The following is a 19,640-nucleotide window of genomic DNA, read 5'->3' as shown; positions in this document are numbered from 1 at the left end:
TTCTCATGAACGCTGTTGAAAAAAGGATTTCTGCTCGCTTGTCGTTGCGCTATCCTCAACATGAAGCCTTAAATGTTTTGTCACACGTCTTAGATAACATTGAACTTTCTAAAAATACTGATTTGGCTGCGGATCTAGAAGCAATAAAAAATCTCTATCCTTCTGTACAAGATTTTGAACGCGATTTTCCTTCTTTTTGTTTTGCCTTGGCAACTGGAGTTGGAAAAACACGACTGATGGGTGCTTTTATTAGCTATCTTTATTTAACAGATCGTAGTCGTCACTTCTTTATTTTAGCACCAAATTTAACTATTTATGAAAAATTAAAACAGGATTTCAATCCTCAAAGTTCCAAATATGTATTCAGTGGAATGAATGAATTTGTTGCAAATAGACCCGTAATTGTTACAGGTGAGGATTATGAAAGTGGAAGAGGCATCCACTCTCATGAACAGAAGTTTCGTGGGCAAGGCCGTTTGTTTGAAAATAGCGATACAATCTTTATCAATATTTTTAATATCTCGAAAATTAACACAACGGATAATAAAAAAAGCGCTGCAAAATCAAGTGTTCCACGAATTAAACGCCTACAAGAAACTATTGGCGAAAGTTATTTTGATTATCTCGCAAATCTTCCTGATCTCGTTTTGTTAATGGATGAAGCACATCGTTATCGCGCTTCTGCCGGTGCTTCAGCGATCAATGAGTTAAAACCTGTTTTAGGCATAGAACTTACAGCGACACCGAAAACAATAGGGGCAAAACCGGTGGATTTTAAAAACGTCGTTTATGGCTATTCGCTTGCAGAAGCTATGAGAGATGGATTTGTAAAAGAACCAGCCGTTGCTACACGTAAAGACTTTCAATCCCAAAATTATACGTTGGAACAATTAGAACATATTAAGCTACAAGATGCCATTCATGCACACGAAAAAGTGAAAGCAGATTTAATTGTTTATGCAAAAGATTATAATAAAAAGCTCGTTAAGCCATTTATTTTAGTTGTCGCTCAAGATACAGAGCATGCGCAGAAATTGCGTAATTTATTGGAAGCAGATGATTTTTTTGCCGGTGCTTATAAAGGAAAAGTTATAGAAATTCATTCAAAACAATCAAATACAGAAGAAGATAAAAATATTCAAAAGTTAGTTGCAATTGAAAATCCTAATGAGCCAACGGAAATCGTTATTCATGTTAACAAATTGAAAGAGGGATGGGATGTTACCAATCTCTATACCATCGTGCCATTGCGTGCTTCTGCTTCAGAGATTTTAACGGAGCAAACAATAGGTCGCGGATTACGTTTGCCTTATGGCTGTAAAACAGGCGTAGAAGCCATTGATCGTTTAACAATTATTGCCCATGATCGTTTTCAGGATATTATTGATCGTGCAAATGATCCAAACTCAATTATTAAAAAACATATCGAAATCGGTGGTGGTGGCGATATACCTTGTAAAAAATCAGATATACTTACAGTGCCAAGTCGAGCAGAAACAGAATCTATAAAAACGACAGTAACATATAATTTTGATATAAACGGGGCATCTGATTTACAAGATGTTATGTTACATGACGCGGTTCCATCTCTATTTATTTCTGAAGAGAAAAAAATTGCTGATGTTGCGTGGGATATTATTAAAGGATATGAAAAGTTGCCAAGCTCTCAGTTGTTAAACTCTGTGGCAATACAAGAAAAAATTAGTAATGAAGTTATGGAAAGTATCAATTTATCAAAAGAGTCTCTTGCTTTAGATACTGGAAATACAGAAACTCTTGTAAAAAAAGTGGTTGTAAATCTGACAGAAAAAATAGCAGAATTAACAATAGATATTCCTAATATTATGCTTATTCCTTCTCGTGAGGTTACTTATGGTTTTTCTGACTTTGATTTAGAAAATCTAGAAATTTTAAATTTGCAACCTGTGAGTAAAGAGCTTTTAATTCGAGAATTGCGTACACATAAAAGTATTTTTCTCATTTCTGAAAATAAATATATCAAAGAGCCTTATCTTGAGAATTATATCATTCGTGGTTTAATTGATCATGACTTTATCGATTATGATAGCCATACACCATTATTACGGAAATTGGCTAGTCAAATGGTACAGCATTTTCAATCTTATTTACCCAATGATGCTGCCGTCGAAAATGTATTGATACACTATCAACATAAACTTAATACTTTTATAGTTGATCAATTAAGAGCACATCAATGGGAAACGAAAAAGGATTATGAGGTTAAAGTTACGAGGGGTTTTACAACTTTAACTCCTATTCATTATACATTACCGCAAGGCACATCTCCTCTTGATTTTCGTCGTATTCCTTCCATTAAAAGTGACATTAAAACATTTGTATTCAAGGGATTTGCAAAATGCTGTTATCCTTTACAAAAATTTGATTCAGTAGAGGGGGAATTGCGCTTTTCCCAAATATTAGAGGATGATGTACGAGTGTTAAAATGGATGAAACCCGCACGAGGTTTTTTCAAGATAGAATATGATAAAGGATTTACCTATGAACCGGACTTTGTGGTAGAAACGAAAGATGCTAAATATCTTTGTGAACCTAAAAAAGCGTCTGAAATGCAAAATCCTATTGTTTTGAAAAAAAGAAATGCAGCAGTTCAGTGGTGTTACCATGCAACTCATTATGCTACTACGCATGGTGGAAAGCCATGGTATTATGTTCTTATTCCACATGATGAGATTAAGGCGAATAGCAGTTTTGAAGGTTTGTGCGCAGAGTTCACCATTTCATGAGCTGTACTTAATGGTGAATAGCTCTTTTCTCAACAATAATGATCTTAATGAAAAAAAGAAGTTTATTCAGAAAAAACAGCTGGATTTTATTCAGCAAACCAATGAATGTAAATAAATAAGCGGTTCTTAAAAGAAGCCGTTTATTTTCTCTCTCTTGTAAATTTTAAATATAATAGAGGGTAAGAAATGGATGATGTGACATATGATTCTGGATTTAACAAACACTACTTTCAGCTTTTTAAAGCAAAACCCAACAAAAAAATTTACAGCTCGAGAAATTGCGCAATGGATATTCGAAAACTATCCAGAGGCGTGCCATAAAAAGCAAAAGCGTTCAACTGCAACAATTACTCCTCTTAACAGTGATGCAACTCTTATTCAGCAAATTGTTGCTGAAATAGGGGCGAGTCGTCCTCAATTGCAAAAACGCCATCCAGAAATTAAAACCACCGAAGGACGACCACGGCAGTATTATTTTACACAATTAACAGATAGAGCTGAAATTGATGAAATAGAAAACAGTCCTGATTCTTCGGCTTCCCAGATAGATGATTTTTCTGTTAGAGAGTATGATCTTTATCCGTTATTATCTCAATTTTTATGGTCAGAGCTTGAGGTTTACAGCAAGCGTATCGATGAAAAACGTTCTCGTAACAAGCATGGCACTGGTGGTAATAAATGGCTTTATCCAGATCTGGTAGGACTACAAGATTTAAGTAGCGATTGGAATCGTGAAATCAAAGATTGTGTTGTGCAATATTTTGATAAAAAAACAAAACTTTGGTCTTTTGAAGTAAAAATTCTTATTAATCGTTCAAATTTACGACAAGTCTTTTTTCAAACAGTTAGCAACTCTTCATGGGCTAATTTTAGCTATTTAGTTGCCAGCGAAATTGAAGGTACTGATACATTAAAAGAACTTCGGATGCTTTCAAGTTTACATGGAATTGGATTTATAAGACTTGATAAAGATAATGCATCCGAGAGTCAGATTATGATTCCTGCTAAAGAACGCAATGAAGTTGATTGGAATATTGCTAATAGATTAGTGGAAGAAAACAAGGATTTTTTTCATTATATTAAACTCATTCGTCAATTTTATCAGACTGGTGAGATTCGTCAGTCTGACTGGGATCATATGTGTCCATGAAAGTTCTTTTTTACAATTCCTATTATTATTAAGTTTTTAAACATAGACTGTTGCCTCAAAAAGGATAACATCTACCACGTAATCGTAAGTGGTTCTTTGGAACCTAGTGTATTAACTAGAAATTATGAACAACCAATCTTTTATGTCGTAGAGAGAAAATTAGTAAACAATGAAAAATTTCTATTCTTTTCAGTTATCATAATTACATAACATACATGACTCTTGAAAACACTATAAATAAAAAAATAATCGACAAAAATAACTGATTTGTGGACATCTGTTATACAAGAGAAGGAACAATTTTTTAATTGCTAACATACTAAAAGGGGAGAGGTCTTTTTATAGATTTTTAAAAATTAACATTCTGAAAAAATAATTTTTATAAAATTTTAATGACAAACTATACTTTAAATGAACTATGGAAAAAGGCATATTTCCATAGTTCACCGCGAATTTAAACTTATTATTCAATAATTCCACATGCCAAACGTGCTCCACCTCCACCAAGCGGTAATGGGGTATCTGAATGATTATCTCCTCCTAAATGAATTATTAAGGAGCGCCCTTTAATTTCTGAAAGACTTTTAATTCGTGGGGCAATAACACTCATTGTTGATCGCCCTTTATCATCAACATAAAGTGCTGGTAAATCACCTAAATGTCCATTAACATTATAAGGTCCAAGATGCTTGTTCGTATGACTCGGATCATAATGTCCACCTGCAGCACCACCAATTACACCATCTTTCGTATCACATGAAGGATTTACATGTAGGTGAAAACCATGCAAACCTTCTGGTAAAGTGGATAAATTGGGCACAAAAATCAAACCATATGTGTTTTCTTCAATTTCAATTGTGCCAATGGGCTTTTTTGTGTTGTTAATTTCTAGATCATAAATTTTTACCTGCATAGATTTTGCTAAGACAGCAGATTTATTAGATAAAAATGTTATCGAAGCTAAGAAGAGAAAGAAAATTTTATTCATGTAGCACCTTTTTATACCATGATTTTATGCTTGCCTGAAATTTTGTAAACCATATTTTCTTTGGAAATGATGATTTACTAAAAATTTGATAAGCTCAGAATGAGCTCTTTCGAAAAACTCTCAAAGATAGCTAAGATAATTTTTTCTCTTAAATAAATAATGTAGCTTTGTAGCTTTTATAGATATTTTCCCTACTTTTTTCAATCGATGTTCTTAAAGAGTATTTCATACAAGCAAGATATATAAATTGTTAATTATTTTTTTAAAACAAGAATATACTTATTGTGAGATTTAACTATCAGAATATATATAAATCTTCCATAAAGCTACAAAATAAACCAACTAAAATACCCATTATTAATCCTATCATTGCACCAATTATCATTCCGGTGCAAAGTGCTACCTCTATTCCCATTGCTATAATTGGACCAAATCCTGGTAGGGCAATATAACCATAAGCTGCAAGAATTGCGGCAATAGCTCCTGATACACTACCATTTAGACTCCCAATGAAAGAAGGCCCTTTAAGAGAATAATAGAGTTTTCTGAAAAAAGTTCTCTGAGAGCTGTTAGAACCAATATTGCTATGAGTTTTAAAATGAATCATATTTTTTTCTTTTATTTTGAATGCTCACCGTTCCAGAATAATCAACTGATACGAGAAAATTGTATTTTTTAAATTCTACTAAAGCGCGCCAAATCCCTTTATCATCTAGGCGCAATCGTTTAATATCTGTGAAACCATTTTGCATGAGACAGTTTTTAATTTGCGAAGCAGTAAATGAATTTTGTCCTTGTTTAGTGATATCTTTGGTGAAAGCATACGCAGAAGCTTGACAATAGGGAGCATAAAACATCTTACTTATTGAAGCTGTGACTATAGATGAGAAACATATAATCGCTATAAAAAAAATACTTGATTTCAGAATTTTACTTAATCTCATCTTGTTATCACCTGTTGAAACAATACTTCATGAAACATTTGTATTGCCAACAAGTTCCCAACAATATTTTATTTTCAATGTTATAATTAATGACGTAAATTTTAAAATTTTATGTTGCTTATTAAAACTATTTTTTCTTCTATTCTTTAAAGCAATATGAATATATTTGTGTTTAAAAATTTTCTATCTCTTTAATTTATTCAAATAACCAATTTATATCTCTTCATATTATTAAGTAGCCGATATAATTAAGCTTTATGATGATAAAGCATACACATATTATTTTTTTCATACGGTTTATTTGTTTTCTTCAGTATAGTCCTCTTAAACAAAACTTCGATGAATACTGAAAAGAAATACAAGAGTTTTATTCTGTTAAGGTCAAATATTTTATAAAAATGTCAAAAAAAGAAAATTTTTTCTTAGCAACACAGCTATATTATTAATGCTGTTTTTCTGCATTTGCGGTTCTGTTTTTTATCATCTTATGCGCTATTCATATCTCTTATAATTTTATAATAATTGCTGTATTAACAATCATTTTTTCTGTTATTGTTTTATTTAACTAATATCTTTTTGTTATATTAATGAAGTTTTTGGGAGAATGTTTTCATAATTTCTTTAAATCCGTGACTCGGATACATTCCTTCTCGCATAAATAAATTACGTAACGGTGAGCAATTACGTAATAAACCAAGTCCAACACTTCGCATGATGTGAACAGGTAACATATCAGAAAGTAAAACAGAGTTGAGTGTATGAACAGCACGGCTTCGGATCAATATGTCAGGTTTACGGTATTTATTATAGTTTGCCATAATCATTTCAAATGTAGAATCGGATAGTTGGCTGGGTAAAATATCAATCAAAGTTTGAACATCACGAAATCCTAAATTTAATCCCTGTGCTCCAATAGGAGGAAAGACATGGGCTGCTTCACCCACTAAAATTGTTCGATTGGCAGCAAAACAATGAGAGATAAGTCCAGAAAGCGGCCATACTTGAATTGGTGTTTCTAATGTCAATGATCCAAGCATTGATTGCATCTGATGTTCGATTACTTTTGCAATTGCTTTTGATCCTATATTCAATAATTCCTCAGCACGAGGAGGACTAACAACCCATACAAGACTAGATCTTTCCCCTAGTAGTGGAACTTGTGTAAATGGACCATTTTCTGTATGAAATTCAGTTGATGTATTTTGATGAGGAAGATCATGAGAAAAATTAAGAACAAGTGCTTTTTGCGGATAATTCCATTGTTTGATACCTATACCCGCGGCTACCCGTGTGAGAGAGTTGCGCCCATCAGCAGCAACAACAAGTGAGGTTTGAATAATTCTATCATCTGCAAGAGTAATACATACATGATTTTTTTGGTAAAGAAAAGATTTTGCTAAAGAAACAAATCTTGTAATATTAGGCGTATGCGTAACAGAATCAGCTAGAATATTGTTTAGCTCTACATTAGGTATATTATAACCAAAGGCCTTTTCACCGATTTCAGCAGAAGAGAAATTTACAGTAGGAGCACGCACAATCCTAGAGGTTATATCTATGATTCTAATGAATGATAAAGCTGCTGCATGACGTTTGAGAATATTCCAAATATTGAGTTTTTTGAGCGTACGTATTGCTGGCATCATAAGAGCGGTTGTCCGTAATTCATCTGTATGAGTTGGTGGACCAATAAGACAAACAGAGTAGCCCTTATGTGCAAGTCTAAGTGCTGCTAACATACCGACTGGCCCTGCACCAATGACAGCAATATCTTTATGTTCGTTTTTTTCAAATGTCACAACTGCTTAAGCCTTTTTCCATTTGTTAAATATTTTAACATTTCTAAATGAACAATCTCTTTTTATTATATGAAGTTTTTCTATTATATTATGTAATAAATAGCGATATAAAAAAGTAACCTTTTTATGATTTTTTTACAGTAGATCATACCGTAAGTAGAAATGGCGTATTGGTATATGGATGAAAACTTTAGAAACGAGGATAAGAAAACTTTGAAACGTAAGTTAACAAAAAAAATCAAAACGAATGCCGATCTGTTGCGCCATAAAAAAGTAACAATGCCACAAGCAAAGGCCTTTTCGGTCCATTTACTAATAGCTTCAGGTTCATTTTTAGCATTTCTTTCTCTTATATCCGCATCTCAAAAAGAATGGACTGCTATGTTTTGTTGGCTTGGGCTTGCACTTCTCGTTGATGGTATTGATGGGCCAATTGCACGCAAACTTGATGTTAAATACGTACTTCCAACTTGGTCTGGAGAACTCTTAGATAATATTATTGATTACGTAACTTATGTCCTCATTCCAGCTTTTGCGCTTTATCAAAGTGGTTTAATGGGGGCGGGATTGTCATTTTTATTGAGCGCGATCATTGTTATTTCATCAGCTATTTATTATGCAGATACTGGAATGAAAACCAAAGAAAACTTTTTTAAAGGATTTCCAGTCGTTTGGAATATGATGGTTTTTATGCTTTTTGTCGTAAAGCCAGGGGAGTGGGTTACCTTTACCATTATTGCCTTATCAGCCATCATATCTTTTTTACCAATTTATTTTATTCATCCAGTAAGAGTCATTCGTTTGCGGTGGCTTAATTTTCCAATTTTTCTCTTATGGTGTTCCTTTGGTGTTGCTGCATTTTTTTACCAACTTGATGCTCCCTATTGGGTTAAGATAGGAATTTCAATAACAGGGATTTATATGTATTGCATTGGTGCTATCATGCAACTCTTTCCTCAATTTGGTGCAAAAAATAAGAAAAAACAATAAGATAGATATTTTAGGCAGGGTATAAGATGCAAATTGATTTTGGAGCGGGGGATGACATTTTTTTTACCAAAGAGGGGCATGCTGGTATTATAAAACTCACACGCCCTTTTGCATTAAATGCCCTTAATCAACGCATGGTTTTTGCTTTAAAAAAAGCTCTCAGTACGTGGAAAACAGATGACGATGTTTCTTGCGTTTTAATTGAAGGAGAGGGACGGGCTTTTTGTGCTGGCGGCGATGTGGTAGAAATCTACCATATGGGAAAAAAGGATTCTTCTCACCAATATTTCAGTGACGAATATCGCTTAAATGCTTATATTAAACATTTCCCAAAACCCTACATTTCCTTTTTGAATGGTATTTGGATGGGAGGAGGGGTAGGTATTTCTATATACGGTTCACATAGAATTGTTACAGAAAATGCACTTTTTGCTATGCCAGAAGGGGCTATTGGATTTTTTCCAGATGTTGGTGCAAGCTTTTTCTTACCATCTCTTCCCAATTACTTTGGCATTTATCTTGCGTTGACGGGTGCACGTATAAAATGGGGTGATTGCTTAAATTTAGGGTTAGCAACACATGCTATTCCCGAAATTAAATTAGAGTGCATTAGAAAAGCTATTATTGAGCAAGGAAGCCCTCAGTTAGCTTTAGAAGAACACGCAATTACAAAAGACTATGAAACAAGTCATGAAACACGCACTGTTATCAGTGCGTGTTTTAGTGCCCATACATTGGAGGAATGTATTGAATTGCTCCATAAAAAAAGCAATGAAGGCATCTTATTTGCCAAAGAATGTTATGATATTTTGCAGTTACGTTCTCCCACAAGTTTAAAAATTATCTGGAAACAAATGAAACAAAATCCATCTCAAACTTTGGAAGATTGTATAAAAATTGAAAACCGCATTGCACATCATATGATCAATTCACATGATTTCTATGAAGGTGTGCGTGCAATGTTAATTGATAAGGACAAAGCACCTAAATGGCAACCAAACAAACTTTCATCTGTAACAGATGACATGATAAATGCTTATTTTCAACCTATTGAAAAAGAATTATTATTTTGAAAAATAATCCTCAAAAACAAATTTCAAAAATCAATTTAATTTATAAGTGTTATTTGCGTTTTTTGGCGCTCATTTGCTTAGGTTTAAGTGTTTTTTATTGGGTACGTCTTGTTGGCGTATTTCCAGGCGTTTTATGGCGTTTTGATCTTATGCCATGGCAGTGGCAATTTGTATCAATCACATTGGCCATTGTTTATCCTGTCGCTTTAATTGGACTTTGGATGTATTCATTGTGGGGAATTGTTTTATGGTGCATTGCAGCATTTACCGAAACACTAATAATATATTATTCTGATTATCAGTTATTTGCAGCATTTTATGGAATATTATTTTTAACTTTTATAATAATACAAATTATTATGATGATCTTTTTAAAAAGAAATCATATAAAAGATTACTAAATTAAAAAACTATTGCAATTAAAGTTTTCGGACCAGAATGGACTGGCCCGATTTTTAATTTTTCAATCTTTTTAAGATCTTTAAAGGTCATAAAGAAAAAGGTACCCACCACAAATCCCAAACACTAGTGGCTTTTGTTGAAAATATCCATAATAATGTTGCTATCGTTCCCCAGAGTGCTGCTGCCATAATATACTCCTCTTGTTGTTTTAAAAAAGTTCCATAATATATATTATGCGATAATATGATATGAAAAATAAAGGTCATGCTTTAGACACATTCATCACATTTAAATCGCACTCTTCATCTTTTAAACAAGATTATGGCGAAAATTTGTTGAATATTAAAAAATAACAAGTATTTAAATAATAAGAATTTAAATACTATATTAAAAAACTTGGCTTTAAGTAATATTACTTAAAGCCAAAAACAAATATGCTATAATAATAAAAAATTATTGTTGTAGTAATTTACAACGTTTCATATGTGCGAGATCACTTAAAACAGCATTACGGTTGTTTAAAGCTGAGATTTCGTTGCTCTCGCTTGACTTTACATCTAGAAAAAATAAAGCAGGAACAAACACAACACTTGCCGCTGTTAACGCTACATTTTTGTTTCTTGCCTTAGATCGCTCTACGAGAGTGTCATTAATTTGACGTTTATTAGCGAAAAATTCTCGCTGAATATCAGCGCAACTCATTGCTCCATCGTGTAATGTTGTGACGGAAATGTTCTTTTCTACACGTCCCCCACATGCTGACAAGGAAATTGCTAAAATCATAGTGCATGTTACCCGCTTAAAATACCTATACATAAAAACCTCACTTTAACATAAAAAAGACACAATTAGTACGAAAGTGAAACAAAATAAAGGCTAGAATTTTAAAGAATCTTTTAGTTAACAGAATATTTAGTAGTAGGCTTGTGCTTCTGTTTCAAAAATAAGTCCTTGATATGCAGGCTTAACATGTGATGGGACATAATTTACAACATTATTATAATCAAGCGATCTATCCATATGTGTAAGTATGGCTTGTTTTGGTTTTAAGTATTTTATCCATTGTAATGCTTGATCAACGGAAAGATGACTTGGATGAGATTCAAATTGAAGGGCTTCAATAACCAATACATCTAAATTCATTAATTTCGGCAATGTTTCCTCAGGAAATTTACTAACATCTGTACAGTAAGCAACATTGCCAATACGAAAACCTAAAGAATGGATATTCCCATGACATTGCAAATGCGTATTAACGATTATTGCTCCACCCTGCCCCTGAATGACAAATTGACTATTTTCATTGATGAGATGCTCTTTTAAAATGGGTGAATAAGAAGAACCTTTTGGTTTTTGAAAACAATATCCAAAAGCATTTTTCAAATGTTTTAGCGTGAACGTATCGGCATAAATGTCTATTAAACATCTTTGTGCAAGTGCATAACTGCGCAAATCATCAATACCGTGAATATGATCTGCATGAGAATGTGTATAAAGTGCAGCATCAAGATGGTTCACATGAGCATCAATCATTTGTGATCTAAAATCTGGACCAGTATCAATAACGACTGTTGTTTTCTTTCCTGATGTATGAATGCGTTCGACTAATAAAGAACTTCTATAACGTTTGTTTTTAGGGTTATGAGGATCACAAGCTCCCCAATCGCCATTAGGGCGAGGCACTCCTGGAGAGGGACCACAGCCTAATATTGTAAATCGGTACTTATCACACATAATCTTTTGCCTTATTTCATTTTGCTAAATAAACAAAAAGCATTGTGCGTTGTTATCTGAGCTATTTCTTCAGTACTTAAGCCAACCGTTTCAGCCAAAATAGCTGCTGTATAACGTACAAAAGATGGCTCATTTGTTTTACCTCTATGAGGAATGGGAGCTAAAAATGGTGCATCTGTTTCCACTAATAAATGCTCATGAGGCACAATTTTTGCTATTTCACGGATTTCACGTGCATTTTTAAAAGTAAGAATACCTGAAAAAGAAATATAACCACCAAGTTCAAGTCCGGCACGGGCAAGTCGCATCCCAGACGAATAACAATGAAGGACAAATGGAAAATTACCTTCTTTTATCTGTTCACGTAATATTTTCTCCATATCCAAATCGGCATTGCGTGAATGTATAACAAGAGGAAGCTGTGTTTCTCGAGAAGCAATGATATGTTCTCGAAAAACTTTCTTTTGCTCTTCTGGTGAAGAATAATCATAATGATAATCAAGACCAACTTCCCCAAATGCAACGATTTTGGGATGCTTTGAGAGATGAATAAGCCTTTCAGCTGTAATATTTTGTTCTTCATGAGCATAATTTGGATGTGTACCAACAGAACAAAAGACTTGCTCATAGGTTTGCGCAATTGCTAAAAGCTTATCCAACTTATGAACATGTGTTGAAATTGTTATCATACGTTTAACGTCAGCATCTATAGCTCGTTGGACGACATCATCCAAATCTTTTGAAAAATCTTCAAAATCAAGATGACAATGGGTATCAATCAACATGATCAGTATCGTCTTTCTTAAGAACATAACGAGGGAAAATGGGTTCTGGTGGTGGAAGATCAAGACCTTTTTGAATTTTTGAATGACTGATATGGTGCAATAGCCGGTCCTCTTCAGCAATGGCAAGACTATCAAGAAGCTTAGCCGCTGATTGTGGAATGAAAGGCAAGAGCATAATTCCTATCCGCCGTAGAATTTCTAATGTTATGTAGAGAACTGTAGAAAATCTTTCTGGATTATTTTTCCGTAAACTCCAAGGTTGTTCGTTGGCAAAATAGCGATTAGCTTCTGCCACCACTGAAAAAATAGCTGAAAGTGCTAAATGCATTCCATGAGAAGCCATAGCTTGGCGTACAGTTTTAAGTGCTTGAAGAGATTGTTCTAAAAGCTGTTCATCTTGAACTAAAAATGTAGCTGGTATAGGAACTTTTGCATTGCAATTCTTGGCAATCATAGACAAAGAGCGCTGTGCTAAATTACCCAGATCATTAGCAAGGTCGGCATTAATACGATTCACAAAACTATCATGACTATAACTACCGTCTTGTCCAAAGGGTACTTCACGAAGAAGAAAATAACGAAACTGGTCAAGACCGTAGTGATCGACCATTTCAAAAGGATCAACAACATTTCCAATAGATTTTGACATTTTTGCACCGCGATTGAGTAAAAAACCATGGGCAAAAATATGCTTAGGCAATTCAATTCCAGCAGACATTAAAAATGCTGGCCAATACACTGCATGAAAACGAAGAATATCTTTACCAATGATATGCGTGTTTGCAGGCCAAAAATCACGTTTTTTTGAATTTTCATCGAAAAAGCCAATTGCTGACAAATAATTTGTAAGCGCATCAACCCAGACATACATCACATGCTTTGGATTTCTTGGAACAGTAACTCCCCAATTAAAACTTGCCCGTGAAATAGAAATATCTTTTAAACCCGATTTGATAAAACTTATAACTTCATTACGCCGTTCAGTTGGAGCAATAAAATGAGGATGTTTTTTATAATGTTCAAGAAGGGCTTTTTCATAACGGGAAAGTCTGAAAAAATAACTCTCTTCTTCATTCCATTCAACTGGAGAGCCTAACTCCTTTTCACGACGGACGTTATCTTCTCCAATTTCAGTATCTTTTTCTTCATAATATGCTTCCTGACGAACCGAATACCAACCACTATAACGGCCAAGATAAATATCGCCATTCGCTTCCATTCTTTTCCAAATTTCTTGACAAGCCTGATTATGGCGCTCTTCTGTCGTACGGATGAAATCGTCATTAGAACAATTTAATACTGCAAGCATTTTTTGAAATATTGCACTGTTTTGGTCTGCAAGCTGTTTAGGCGTTATGCCTAATCCTGCTGCGGTTTGTTGCATTTTTAAACCGTGCTCATCCGTACCCGAAAGAAAAAATACATTTTTGCCATCCAACCGTTGAAAACGGGCTAAAACATCGCTTGCAATTGCATTATAGGCATGACCAATATGTGGAGAGCCATTGGGATAAAAAATTGGAGTTGTTATGTAATATGTGTCACGCATGTCATACTCATTGTGAAAGGCAATAAAGGATACACTGACATAACGCCTGTTAATCACATTGTCACGGAAAAAGCGCACCCTCGTGAATGATCTTATGAACTCTAAAAAGTAAGTTAATAATGAATTGCTTCTTATCGAGATTAAATGATTGCGTTTCCCCTATCTCATGATGAATTTCCTGCCATGCTTGCGCACATTGTTTTGAGAGAGCCAACTCCCCTTTTTCGACAAGTATGGTAGCTTTTTTTTGAATTTTATCAAGAATTTCATCACAAAATTGTTGAAATTGAATAGTTGAAGAAAGAGAAGAAAGTGTTTGTGCAAGAGCGTGTACAACTGTTGGATTGCAAACAGACTGTTCCAAGAGAGTATCAATGGTTCTAACGATTTCAAAAGCACTATGGCAAATAAGCAAGGCAGCTTTTCTAGGATTTCCTTTGGATCTTTCTATAACCATTTCAATAGTTTTTTCATCAGGTAAATTTTGATGGGAAAAGATATGTGTAAGAACTTTTTTCATTTCATCATTATGCAATGGTCGCAAAGAAATTTTTTGGCATCGTGAACGAATTGTTGGGAGCAATCTTCCTAGAGAATGGGTAATAAGAATGAATAATGTCTTTTTAGGAGGTTCCTCAAGCGTTTTAAGAATGGCATTAGCAGCGCTTTTATTCATATCATCTGCGGGGTCAATGATAACAATACGCCACCCATTATCTTGTGATGTTTGGCTTAAAAAATGCATAACGTCGCGGATATCTTCAATGAGTACACCTGTTTTGAATTTTTGCGTTTTTAAATCAAAGCGACGTGAAATATGCAAAAGACTAGGATGACTGCCTTTAGTCATTTGGCGCCAAATAATAGAATTATGCTCTGGCTGCAAGAAATTGCCTTTTTGAGAACTTAAAATATTCCAAGCAAGATGAAATGCCAATGTGGCTTTTCCAATCCCCTGCTCTCCTTCGAACAATAACGCATGATGTAAACGCCCTGCTTTATGCATTTGTGCTAAAAAGTGGCGTGCCTCTTCATGACCAAAAATCATATTATTCTGTAAAGGTGATAAAACTGTATCGATATCATCATATTGACGTAAAGTATTTACATCACTCATATAAAATGGTCCATCATTGCTTGATCACAAATACTTTTTATTTGATCTGCAACAACGCGCATTGTATCCGTTGCATCAATCACACGAAACCTATGAGGCTCCTGTTCTGCCAATCGAAGAAAAGCTTTGCGTCTTTGTTCTTGAATTTCCAAATTATCTTTTTCAAAATAATCAATTGTTTCTGCTTTTTTACTTATATAATTTACGCTTTCCAAAGACCTTCGAGTATTTGCACGTTCCATAGCATATTCTGCCGATATATCTAATAAAAATGTTAAATTAGGCATGATTCCATTGAGTGCAACACGTTCTAAAATAGAAAGAGTAGAAGAACTTACTTTATCATTGAGTCCTTGATAAGCACGTGTAGAATCAACAAAGCGATCACATAAGATAACTTTTCCTTCTTGCAAAGCAGGTGCAATTACCTCGGTAACATGATCAATGCGTGCAGCTGTAAACAAGACAGCTTCAATTAAAGGCCCATACTGTTGTGCTTGACCCGACAATAAAATATGGCGGATTGCTTCTGCACCTCGCGTCCCTCCTGGTTCTCGTGTCATAACAACTTCATAGCCCCTGCCCTTAAGATGCTCATAAAGATTATGAACTTGCGCTGATTTTCCTACTCCGTCTCCCCCTTCAAATGTGATAAAATACCCTGACACCTATAAACCTTATCCTTTATTTAGCGCATACTATAAATATTTTCGTAACCATCCGATTGTTATTTCATAGAATGCATCTTTTACTTTTGTAAAGAAACTTCCCTTCTGAACATTAATTCCAGCAAAAACTGGTTTTTCAAGAAAAACTTTTTTATCTTCTAAAATTTGAAGAACACCAATTGGCTGTCCTGAAACGATAGGAGCTTTCAATGGACCATGATATTTAATTTTTGCTTTAATATTCATTTTTTTTTCATTTGAAAGCATAAAGCTTATGGGCTCTTTAACAATAAGTGGAACAGAATTTCGCACCCCACCATAAACAGAAGCGTGACCAATAGCTTCTCCTTTTGTGAAAATCGTTTTAAGATCAAAAGCTGTCATTCCCCATTGAAGAATGTGTTCTACTTCTTTTGTATAGTCTTTCCTCTTTTGCAAACCATTTATTGCTAAAAAAAGACGTCGATGATTTTCATAAACAGTAGCAACTATTGAAAAACCTTCTTCCTTACTATATCCGGAGCTAAATCCTTCTACACCAATTTCTTTAGAAAGAAGAGGATTTTTGTTCTGTTGAAAAATCTTATTCCAGGTAAAATCAGGTTCACGGTAAAGCGCATAATAATCGGGATATTCATGAACAATATGACGCGCTAATATAATCATATCACGCAATGTCACAAACTGGCCCTCTTCAGGAAGTCCCGTTGCGTTAACAAAGTGGCTATGCAACAATCCGAGTGTTTTAGCTCTCTGATTCATGAGTTTTGCAAAATCAACCTCGCTTCCCGCTATTCCTTCAGCAAGGATAATCGCTGCGTCATTCCCATTGACAATAATTAAACCACGCAAAAGATCAGAAACACTCACTTCTGCTTTTACTTCTGCAAACATCGTGGTTGTACCGGAAGGTGCCCCTCCCTTGCGCCAAGCATTTTCACTTACCTTGAACTTTTGTGTACGACTTAACAAACCTTCTTTTAATTGGTGAAATATGACTTCAGCCGTCATTAATTTTGTTAACGAAGCAGGAAAAAAAGCAATATCACTTTTTTTTTCATAAAGTATTGTATCTGTGTTATCATCTAATAGCAGTATTTGAGATGCAGAAATTTGAAAATTTTGTGCTCTTCCCTGCTCCTCCAACGTCAACATACAAAGTAAGGTAAATAAAACCCTTAATGCTATACACATAGCTGATTCTCCCACATCTCAAGAATCAGCATAAAGAAGCGCATTATAAAAGAAAAGATTTGTTTATTTCTGCAAACTGAGAATCACCACAAACTTAGAACAAATTGCTCTTTCAATCAGTCGCCCCAAAACAAACCCACATTTTATGCTCCTTTTTTCATTTCACACATAAAATTTATTTTCAATTTTAGGTAGATAAAGCGTAACAAGCCTTCCATGCACATCTACTTTTAAAATAAAAATCTCAATAAAAATAACCACTTTTACCAAATGTCTGTAATTCGAAAATTATACAGTCCAGAAATAAAATTTCTTTTTCTCACAATAGCTTTAATCAGTTGATTGTTATTTTTTTACTCGGCTTACTCATAAAAGCTACTTGATCAAGTGAAATCGGTTTATCAACCAAAACAGGACCAATCTCCGGTAATCTTATTGAAAGTGTTTTGTTGAATTTCTTTTGTTCAATTGCAATTTCGTCTAACCGTTTTTGACTCACTGCAGCAAATCTTGCTGGCATGACGTTTTCTCTTTCTTTCTGGAGATTTGCCAATACTAATGAAGATGGCGTGTCATTTCCTGATGTATAAGAAGCCATTAAATAAGCAGCATCATAATATCCCACTGGTGCTTCAGAAATATACTCCACTTTAACATTTGCCACACCTGCATTTGCATAACCAAGTATCTCTGCGGCTCGTTTTGATAAATCAATGATTCTTTCTTTCATAAAAGGACCACGATCGTTCACTCTAACAATAATAGAAGATCCATTTTTTAGATTAGTAACACGAGCATAACTGGGTAAAGGCATTGTGGGATGAGCCGCCGTCAAGAGATTCATATCATAGATTTCACCGTTTGCAGTTAAACGTCCATGAAAATCTGAACCATACCATGATGCTTCTCCAATACGTTCATAGGCTGGATCATGTTGGGGATAATACCACTTTCCTTTGATTTGGTAAGGTTTACCGACAATGGAGCGCCCGCTTCTCTTTTCTTTTGATTTGTTTTGCTCACTTGATTTTTTTTTAGAAAGAACAACAGTTTTTACGTCAGTTGGCTTATTATTATGATAAAAACTTTTTACTCCCAAATATGCTGTTTCACTTGCACAGCAAGATACTAATAACTGAGAAATAGCTATTACAGAAACGAATTGAAATGTCGAATTAAGAATGGAAATAAATTTTTCTTTGCTAATTAAAAGCATCTGTCAGCCCGCTTATTTCTATTGAATATATACTGCAAAAAACACACCGCACCTTGCTGTATGCGATAGGGAAATTCATATTTTTAGATGATTCCCCTCGCGCGCCTACACTATCTCGAAAAATTGACCTTAATCAAGAAATTAATACAATATTAACCATTTTATGGTTTTTTGCAACAAAAAAGTACAGTATAAATGAATTAAAAAATAAGAAAATCAACATATTATAAAAGATATGATATCGCAATATAAACTGTGAATAAGTAGGATGATTCTACATTACAAATGTTAAATCACTCTCATTTAATGCGAAAAAAGCATAATGCTCAACAAACGCTCCCAATAATTAGACATCATTTCTAAAATTTTGAGACATTAATACATGAACTATTCTGCTCTAAAATAATGTGAGAAACTGGACTTAAGGTTAGAATGACACGCAGAAATTTCTAAAAATCGCCCTTAATGAAAGATAGTTTTAAAATAAATCAAGTGACAATATTGTATTCATAAGCTGGATTCAATGAAGTTTATAAGAGGCCTGTTTCTTTTGCGTCTACAGGCATTAAAATAGGAATTATACGAATTTATTTCACATTGAATCTTTTTCACATAGTTTTTACAGTGGCATATGAGAGAGCAACAATCAGAATAGAAAAGAAGTAAAATTATTGAATTCTTATAGCTTCTGTAGATAATAAAATGGGAGATTTCATTGGATATTACATCAACTTTTCATTTCTTTCGGAAAAATATTCACTTTAAAATAAGATTACTGGTTTCAGTTCTCTTCTGATAGATGTCGAACTTAAAAATTATTTGATTTGGATTCAAGCAATTTTATTAAAAACGTTTAGAATCCCATTTAAATGATTGACCTTTTGCAAGAACTTTGTAAAAAGGCATACTTAGTTTGGAGGGGTGGCCGAGCGGTTTAAGGCACCGGTCTTGAAAACCGGCGTGCAGGAGACTGTACCGTGGGTTCGAATCCCACCCCCTCCGCCACTTAGTTTTTACCAACCAATAACTTATTGATTTTACATGTGTTTTTTTAAGGTTCGGTGTAGCTTGCCACCAAGTTTTGTATAATTTGACAGTAGGTTTTGTACCAATTTATTTTTTTTCAAAGGGTTTTTAAGGGGTTCTCACAGGGTCTTCAAAGACCTTTCAAAGGGTATTTAAAGCCCCCTTTCATGAATCTTTTTTTCTTTTCTTAAAGATAGCAATTTGAGATGATCAGTTCCTTACTGGGAATCACATTATTGG

The 19,640-nt window shown here is 34.2% G+C and carries 17 protein-coding genes and 1 tRNA gene; 6 read left to right on the top strand and 12 right to left on the bottom strand.

Annotated features, from left to right (window positions below; all coding sequences use genetic code 11):
- Positions 1 to 5 precede the first annotated feature (5 nt).
- Together J7R12_RS06560 and J7R12_RS06555 are read left to right on the top strand one after the other, a co-directional pair.
- Entirely contained in the window at positions 6 to 2,765 is a 2,760-nt protein-coding gene (locus J7R12_RS06560; RefSeq protein ID WP_126603358.1) for a DEAD/DEAH box helicase, read from the top strand.
- A gap of 202 nt (positions 2,766 to 2,967) precedes the next feature.
- Entirely contained in the window at positions 2,968 to 3,915 is a 948-nt protein-coding gene (locus J7R12_RS06555; RefSeq protein WP_126603356.1) for a COG2958 family protein, read from the top strand.
- A 463-nt stretch (positions 3,916 to 4,378) separates the two neighbouring features.
- On the opposite strand, the gene sodC is transcribed toward J7R12_RS06555, so the two are convergent.
- The 4 genes from sodC to J7R12_RS06535 all read right to left on the bottom strand — a co-directional run bounded on the left by sodC (position 4,379) and on the right by J7R12_RS06535 (position 7,646).
- On the bottom strand, positions 4,379 to 4,903 hold the full coding sequence (sodC, locus tag J7R12_RS06550; protein WP_126603355.1) for a superoxide dismutase family protein: 525 nt from the start codon (positions 4,901 to 4,903) through the stop codon (positions 4,379 to 4,381).
- A gap of 298 nt (positions 4,904 to 5,201) precedes the next feature.
- Positions 5,202 to 5,510 carry a hypothetical protein gene (locus J7R12_RS06545; protein WP_126603353.1) on the bottom strand — a complete coding sequence of 103 codons (309 nt, stop codon included), beginning with the start codon at positions 5,508 to 5,510 and terminating at the stop codon, positions 5,202 to 5,204.
- Positions 5,497 to 5,847, bottom strand: a complete 351-nt coding sequence (locus tag J7R12_RS06540; protein ID WP_126603352.1) for a hypothetical protein — start codon at positions 5,845 to 5,847, stop codon at positions 5,497 to 5,499. Before J7R12_RS06540 ends, J7R12_RS06545 begins: the two co-directional genes overlap by 14 nt.
- A gap of 584 nt (positions 5,848 to 6,431) precedes the next feature.
- Positions 6,432 to 7,646 (bottom strand): UbiH/UbiF family hydroxylase, encoded by a 1,215-nt coding sequence (locus J7R12_RS06535; protein ID WP_126603351.1) that lies wholly within the window; start codon positions 7,644 to 7,646, stop codon positions 6,432 to 6,434.
- Positions 7,647 to 7,823: 177 nt separating this feature from the next.
- Between J7R12_RS06535 and pcsA the strand changes: the two genes are divergently transcribed.
- From pcsA to J7R12_RS06520, 3 genes are read left to right on the top strand one after another with little or no spacing between them, the layout of a single operon-like run.
- On the top strand, positions 7,824 to 8,636 hold the full coding sequence (gene pcsA / locus J7R12_RS06530; RefSeq protein WP_208439039.1) for a phosphatidylcholine synthase: 813 nt from the start codon (positions 7,824 to 7,826) through the stop codon (positions 8,634 to 8,636).
- Positions 8,637 to 8,662: 26 nt separating this feature from the next.
- On the top strand, positions 8,663 to 9,709 hold the full coding sequence (locus J7R12_RS06525) for an enoyl-CoA hydratase/isomerase family protein (RefSeq protein WP_126603349.1): 1,047 nt from the start codon (positions 8,663 to 8,665) through the stop codon (positions 9,707 to 9,709).
- A complete protein-coding gene (locus J7R12_RS06520; RefSeq protein ID WP_126603347.1) occupies positions 9,706 to 10,110 on the top strand; it encodes a DUF6163 family protein in 405 nt (134 codons plus the stop codon). The genes J7R12_RS06525 and J7R12_RS06520 overlap by 4 nt, the downstream gene beginning before the upstream one ends.
- 454 nt (positions 10,111 to 10,564) lie before the next feature.
- Here the strand turns inward: J7R12_RS06520 and J7R12_RS06515 are convergent, their stop codons facing one another.
- The 8 genes from J7R12_RS06515 to J7R12_RS06480 form a co-directional block, all read right to left on the bottom strand.
- On the bottom strand, positions 10,565 to 10,927 hold the full coding sequence (locus J7R12_RS06515; RefSeq protein ID WP_126603345.1) for a hypothetical protein: 363 nt from the start codon (positions 10,925 to 10,927) through the stop codon (positions 10,565 to 10,567).
- Positions 10,928 to 11,023: 96 nt separating this feature from the next.
- Complete coding sequence (locus J7R12_RS06510) at positions 11,024 to 11,845, bottom strand: MBL fold metallo-hydrolase (RefSeq protein WP_126603343.1); 822 nt, start codon at positions 11,843 to 11,845, stop codon at positions 11,024 to 11,026.
- An 11-nt stretch (positions 11,846 to 11,856) separates the two neighbouring features.
- Complete coding sequence (locus tag J7R12_RS06505; protein ID WP_126603341.1) at positions 11,857 to 12,630, bottom strand: TatD family hydrolase; 774 nt, start codon at positions 12,628 to 12,630, stop codon at positions 11,857 to 11,859.
- Entirely contained in the window at positions 12,620 to 14,179 is a 1,560-nt protein-coding gene (gene metG / locus J7R12_RS06500) for a methionine--tRNA ligase (RefSeq protein ID WP_126603339.1), read from the bottom strand. The genes J7R12_RS06505 and metG overlap by 11 nt, the downstream gene beginning before the upstream one ends.
- Before the next feature lie 61 nt (positions 14,180 to 14,240).
- The gene (locus J7R12_RS06495) at positions 14,241 to 15,296 is read right to left on the bottom strand and encodes a DNA polymerase III subunit delta' (protein ID WP_126603337.1); all 1,056 of its coding nucleotides are present in this window, start codon (positions 15,294 to 15,296) and stop codon (positions 14,241 to 14,243) included.
- The gene (gene tmk / locus J7R12_RS06490) at positions 15,293 to 15,964 is read right to left on the bottom strand and encodes a dTMP kinase (RefSeq protein ID WP_126603335.1); all 672 of its coding nucleotides are present in this window, start codon (positions 15,962 to 15,964) and stop codon (positions 15,293 to 15,295) included. The genes J7R12_RS06495 and tmk overlap by 4 nt, the downstream gene beginning before the upstream one ends.
- 30 nt (positions 15,965 to 15,994) lie before the next feature.
- Positions 15,995 to 17,158 (bottom strand): D-alanyl-D-alanine carboxypeptidase family protein, encoded by a 1,164-nt coding sequence (locus J7R12_RS06485; protein ID WP_126603333.1) that lies wholly within the window; start codon positions 17,156 to 17,158, stop codon positions 15,995 to 15,997.
- Between the two features lie 334 nt (positions 17,159 to 17,492).
- The gene (locus J7R12_RS06480; protein WP_126603331.1) at positions 17,493 to 18,374 is read right to left on the bottom strand and encodes a septal ring lytic transglycosylase RlpA family protein; all 882 of its coding nucleotides are present in this window, start codon (positions 18,372 to 18,374) and stop codon (positions 17,493 to 17,495) included.
- A gap of 915 nt (positions 18,375 to 19,289) precedes the next feature.
- Between J7R12_RS06480 and J7R12_RS06475 the strand changes: the two genes are divergently transcribed.
- Positions 19,290 to 19,379 (top strand) — tRNA-Ser (locus J7R12_RS06475).
- The last annotated feature ends 261 nt before the right edge of the window (positions 19,380 to 19,640 follow it).

This window comes from Bartonella vinsonii subsp. vinsonii (assembly GCF_902825235.1).
Lineage (GTDB): Bacteria > Pseudomonadota > Alphaproteobacteria > Rhizobiales > Rhizobiaceae > Bartonella > Bartonella vinsonii.
This window is presented reverse-complemented; position numbering and strand designations above follow the sequence as displayed.

Excerpts from the sequence above, each read along its gene's own strand:
- J7R12_RS06510 (WP_126603343.1), bottom strand. The coding sequence starts at position 11,845 with ATGTGTGATAAGTACCGATTTACAATATTAGGCTGTGGTCCCTCTCCA.
- pcsA (WP_208439039.1), top strand. The coding sequence starts at position 7,824 with ATGGATGAAAACTTTAGAAACGAGGATAAGAAAACTTTGAAACGTAAG.
- J7R12_RS06525 (WP_126603349.1), top strand. The coding sequence starts at position 8,663 with ATGCAAATTGATTTTGGAGCGGGGGATGACATTTTTTTTACCAAAGAG.
- J7R12_RS06480 (WP_126603331.1), bottom strand. The coding sequence starts at position 18,374 with ATGCTTTTAATTAGCAAAGAAAAATTTATTTCCATTCTTAATTCGACA.
- J7R12_RS06555 (WP_126603356.1), top strand. The coding sequence starts at position 2,968 with ATGATTCTGGATTTAACAAACACTACTTTCAGCTTTTTAAAGCAAAAC.
- J7R12_RS06560 (WP_126603358.1), top strand. The coding sequence starts at position 6 with ATGAACGCTGTTGAAAAAAGGATTTCTGCTCGCTTGTCGTTGCGCTAT.
- J7R12_RS06540 (WP_126603352.1), bottom strand. The coding sequence starts at position 5,847 with ATGAGATTAAGTAAAATTCTGAAATCAAGTATTTTTTTTATAGCGATT.
- J7R12_RS06495 (WP_126603337.1), bottom strand. The coding sequence starts at position 15,296 with ATGAGTGATGTAAATACTTTACGTCAATATGATGATATCGATACAGTT.
- J7R12_RS06545 (WP_126603353.1), bottom strand. The coding sequence starts at position 5,510 with ATGATTCATTTTAAAACTCATAGCAATATTGGTTCTAACAGCTCTCAG.
- J7R12_RS06515 (WP_126603345.1), bottom strand. The coding sequence starts at position 10,927 with ATGTATAGGTATTTTAAGCGGGTAACATGCACTATGATTTTAGCAATT.
- J7R12_RS06505 (WP_126603341.1), bottom strand. The coding sequence starts at position 12,630 with ATGTTGATTGATACCCATTGTCATCTTGATTTTGAAGATTTTTCAAAA.
- metG (WP_126603339.1), bottom strand. The coding sequence starts at position 14,179 with ATGCGTGACACATATTACATAACAACTCCAATTTTTTATCCCAATGGC.
- J7R12_RS06485 (WP_126603333.1), bottom strand. The coding sequence starts at position 17,158 with ATGTGTATAGCATTAAGGGTTTTATTTACCTTACTTTGTATGTTGACG.
- sodC (WP_126603355.1), bottom strand. The coding sequence starts at position 4,903 with ATGAATAAAATTTTCTTTCTCTTCTTAGCTTCGATAACATTTTTATCT.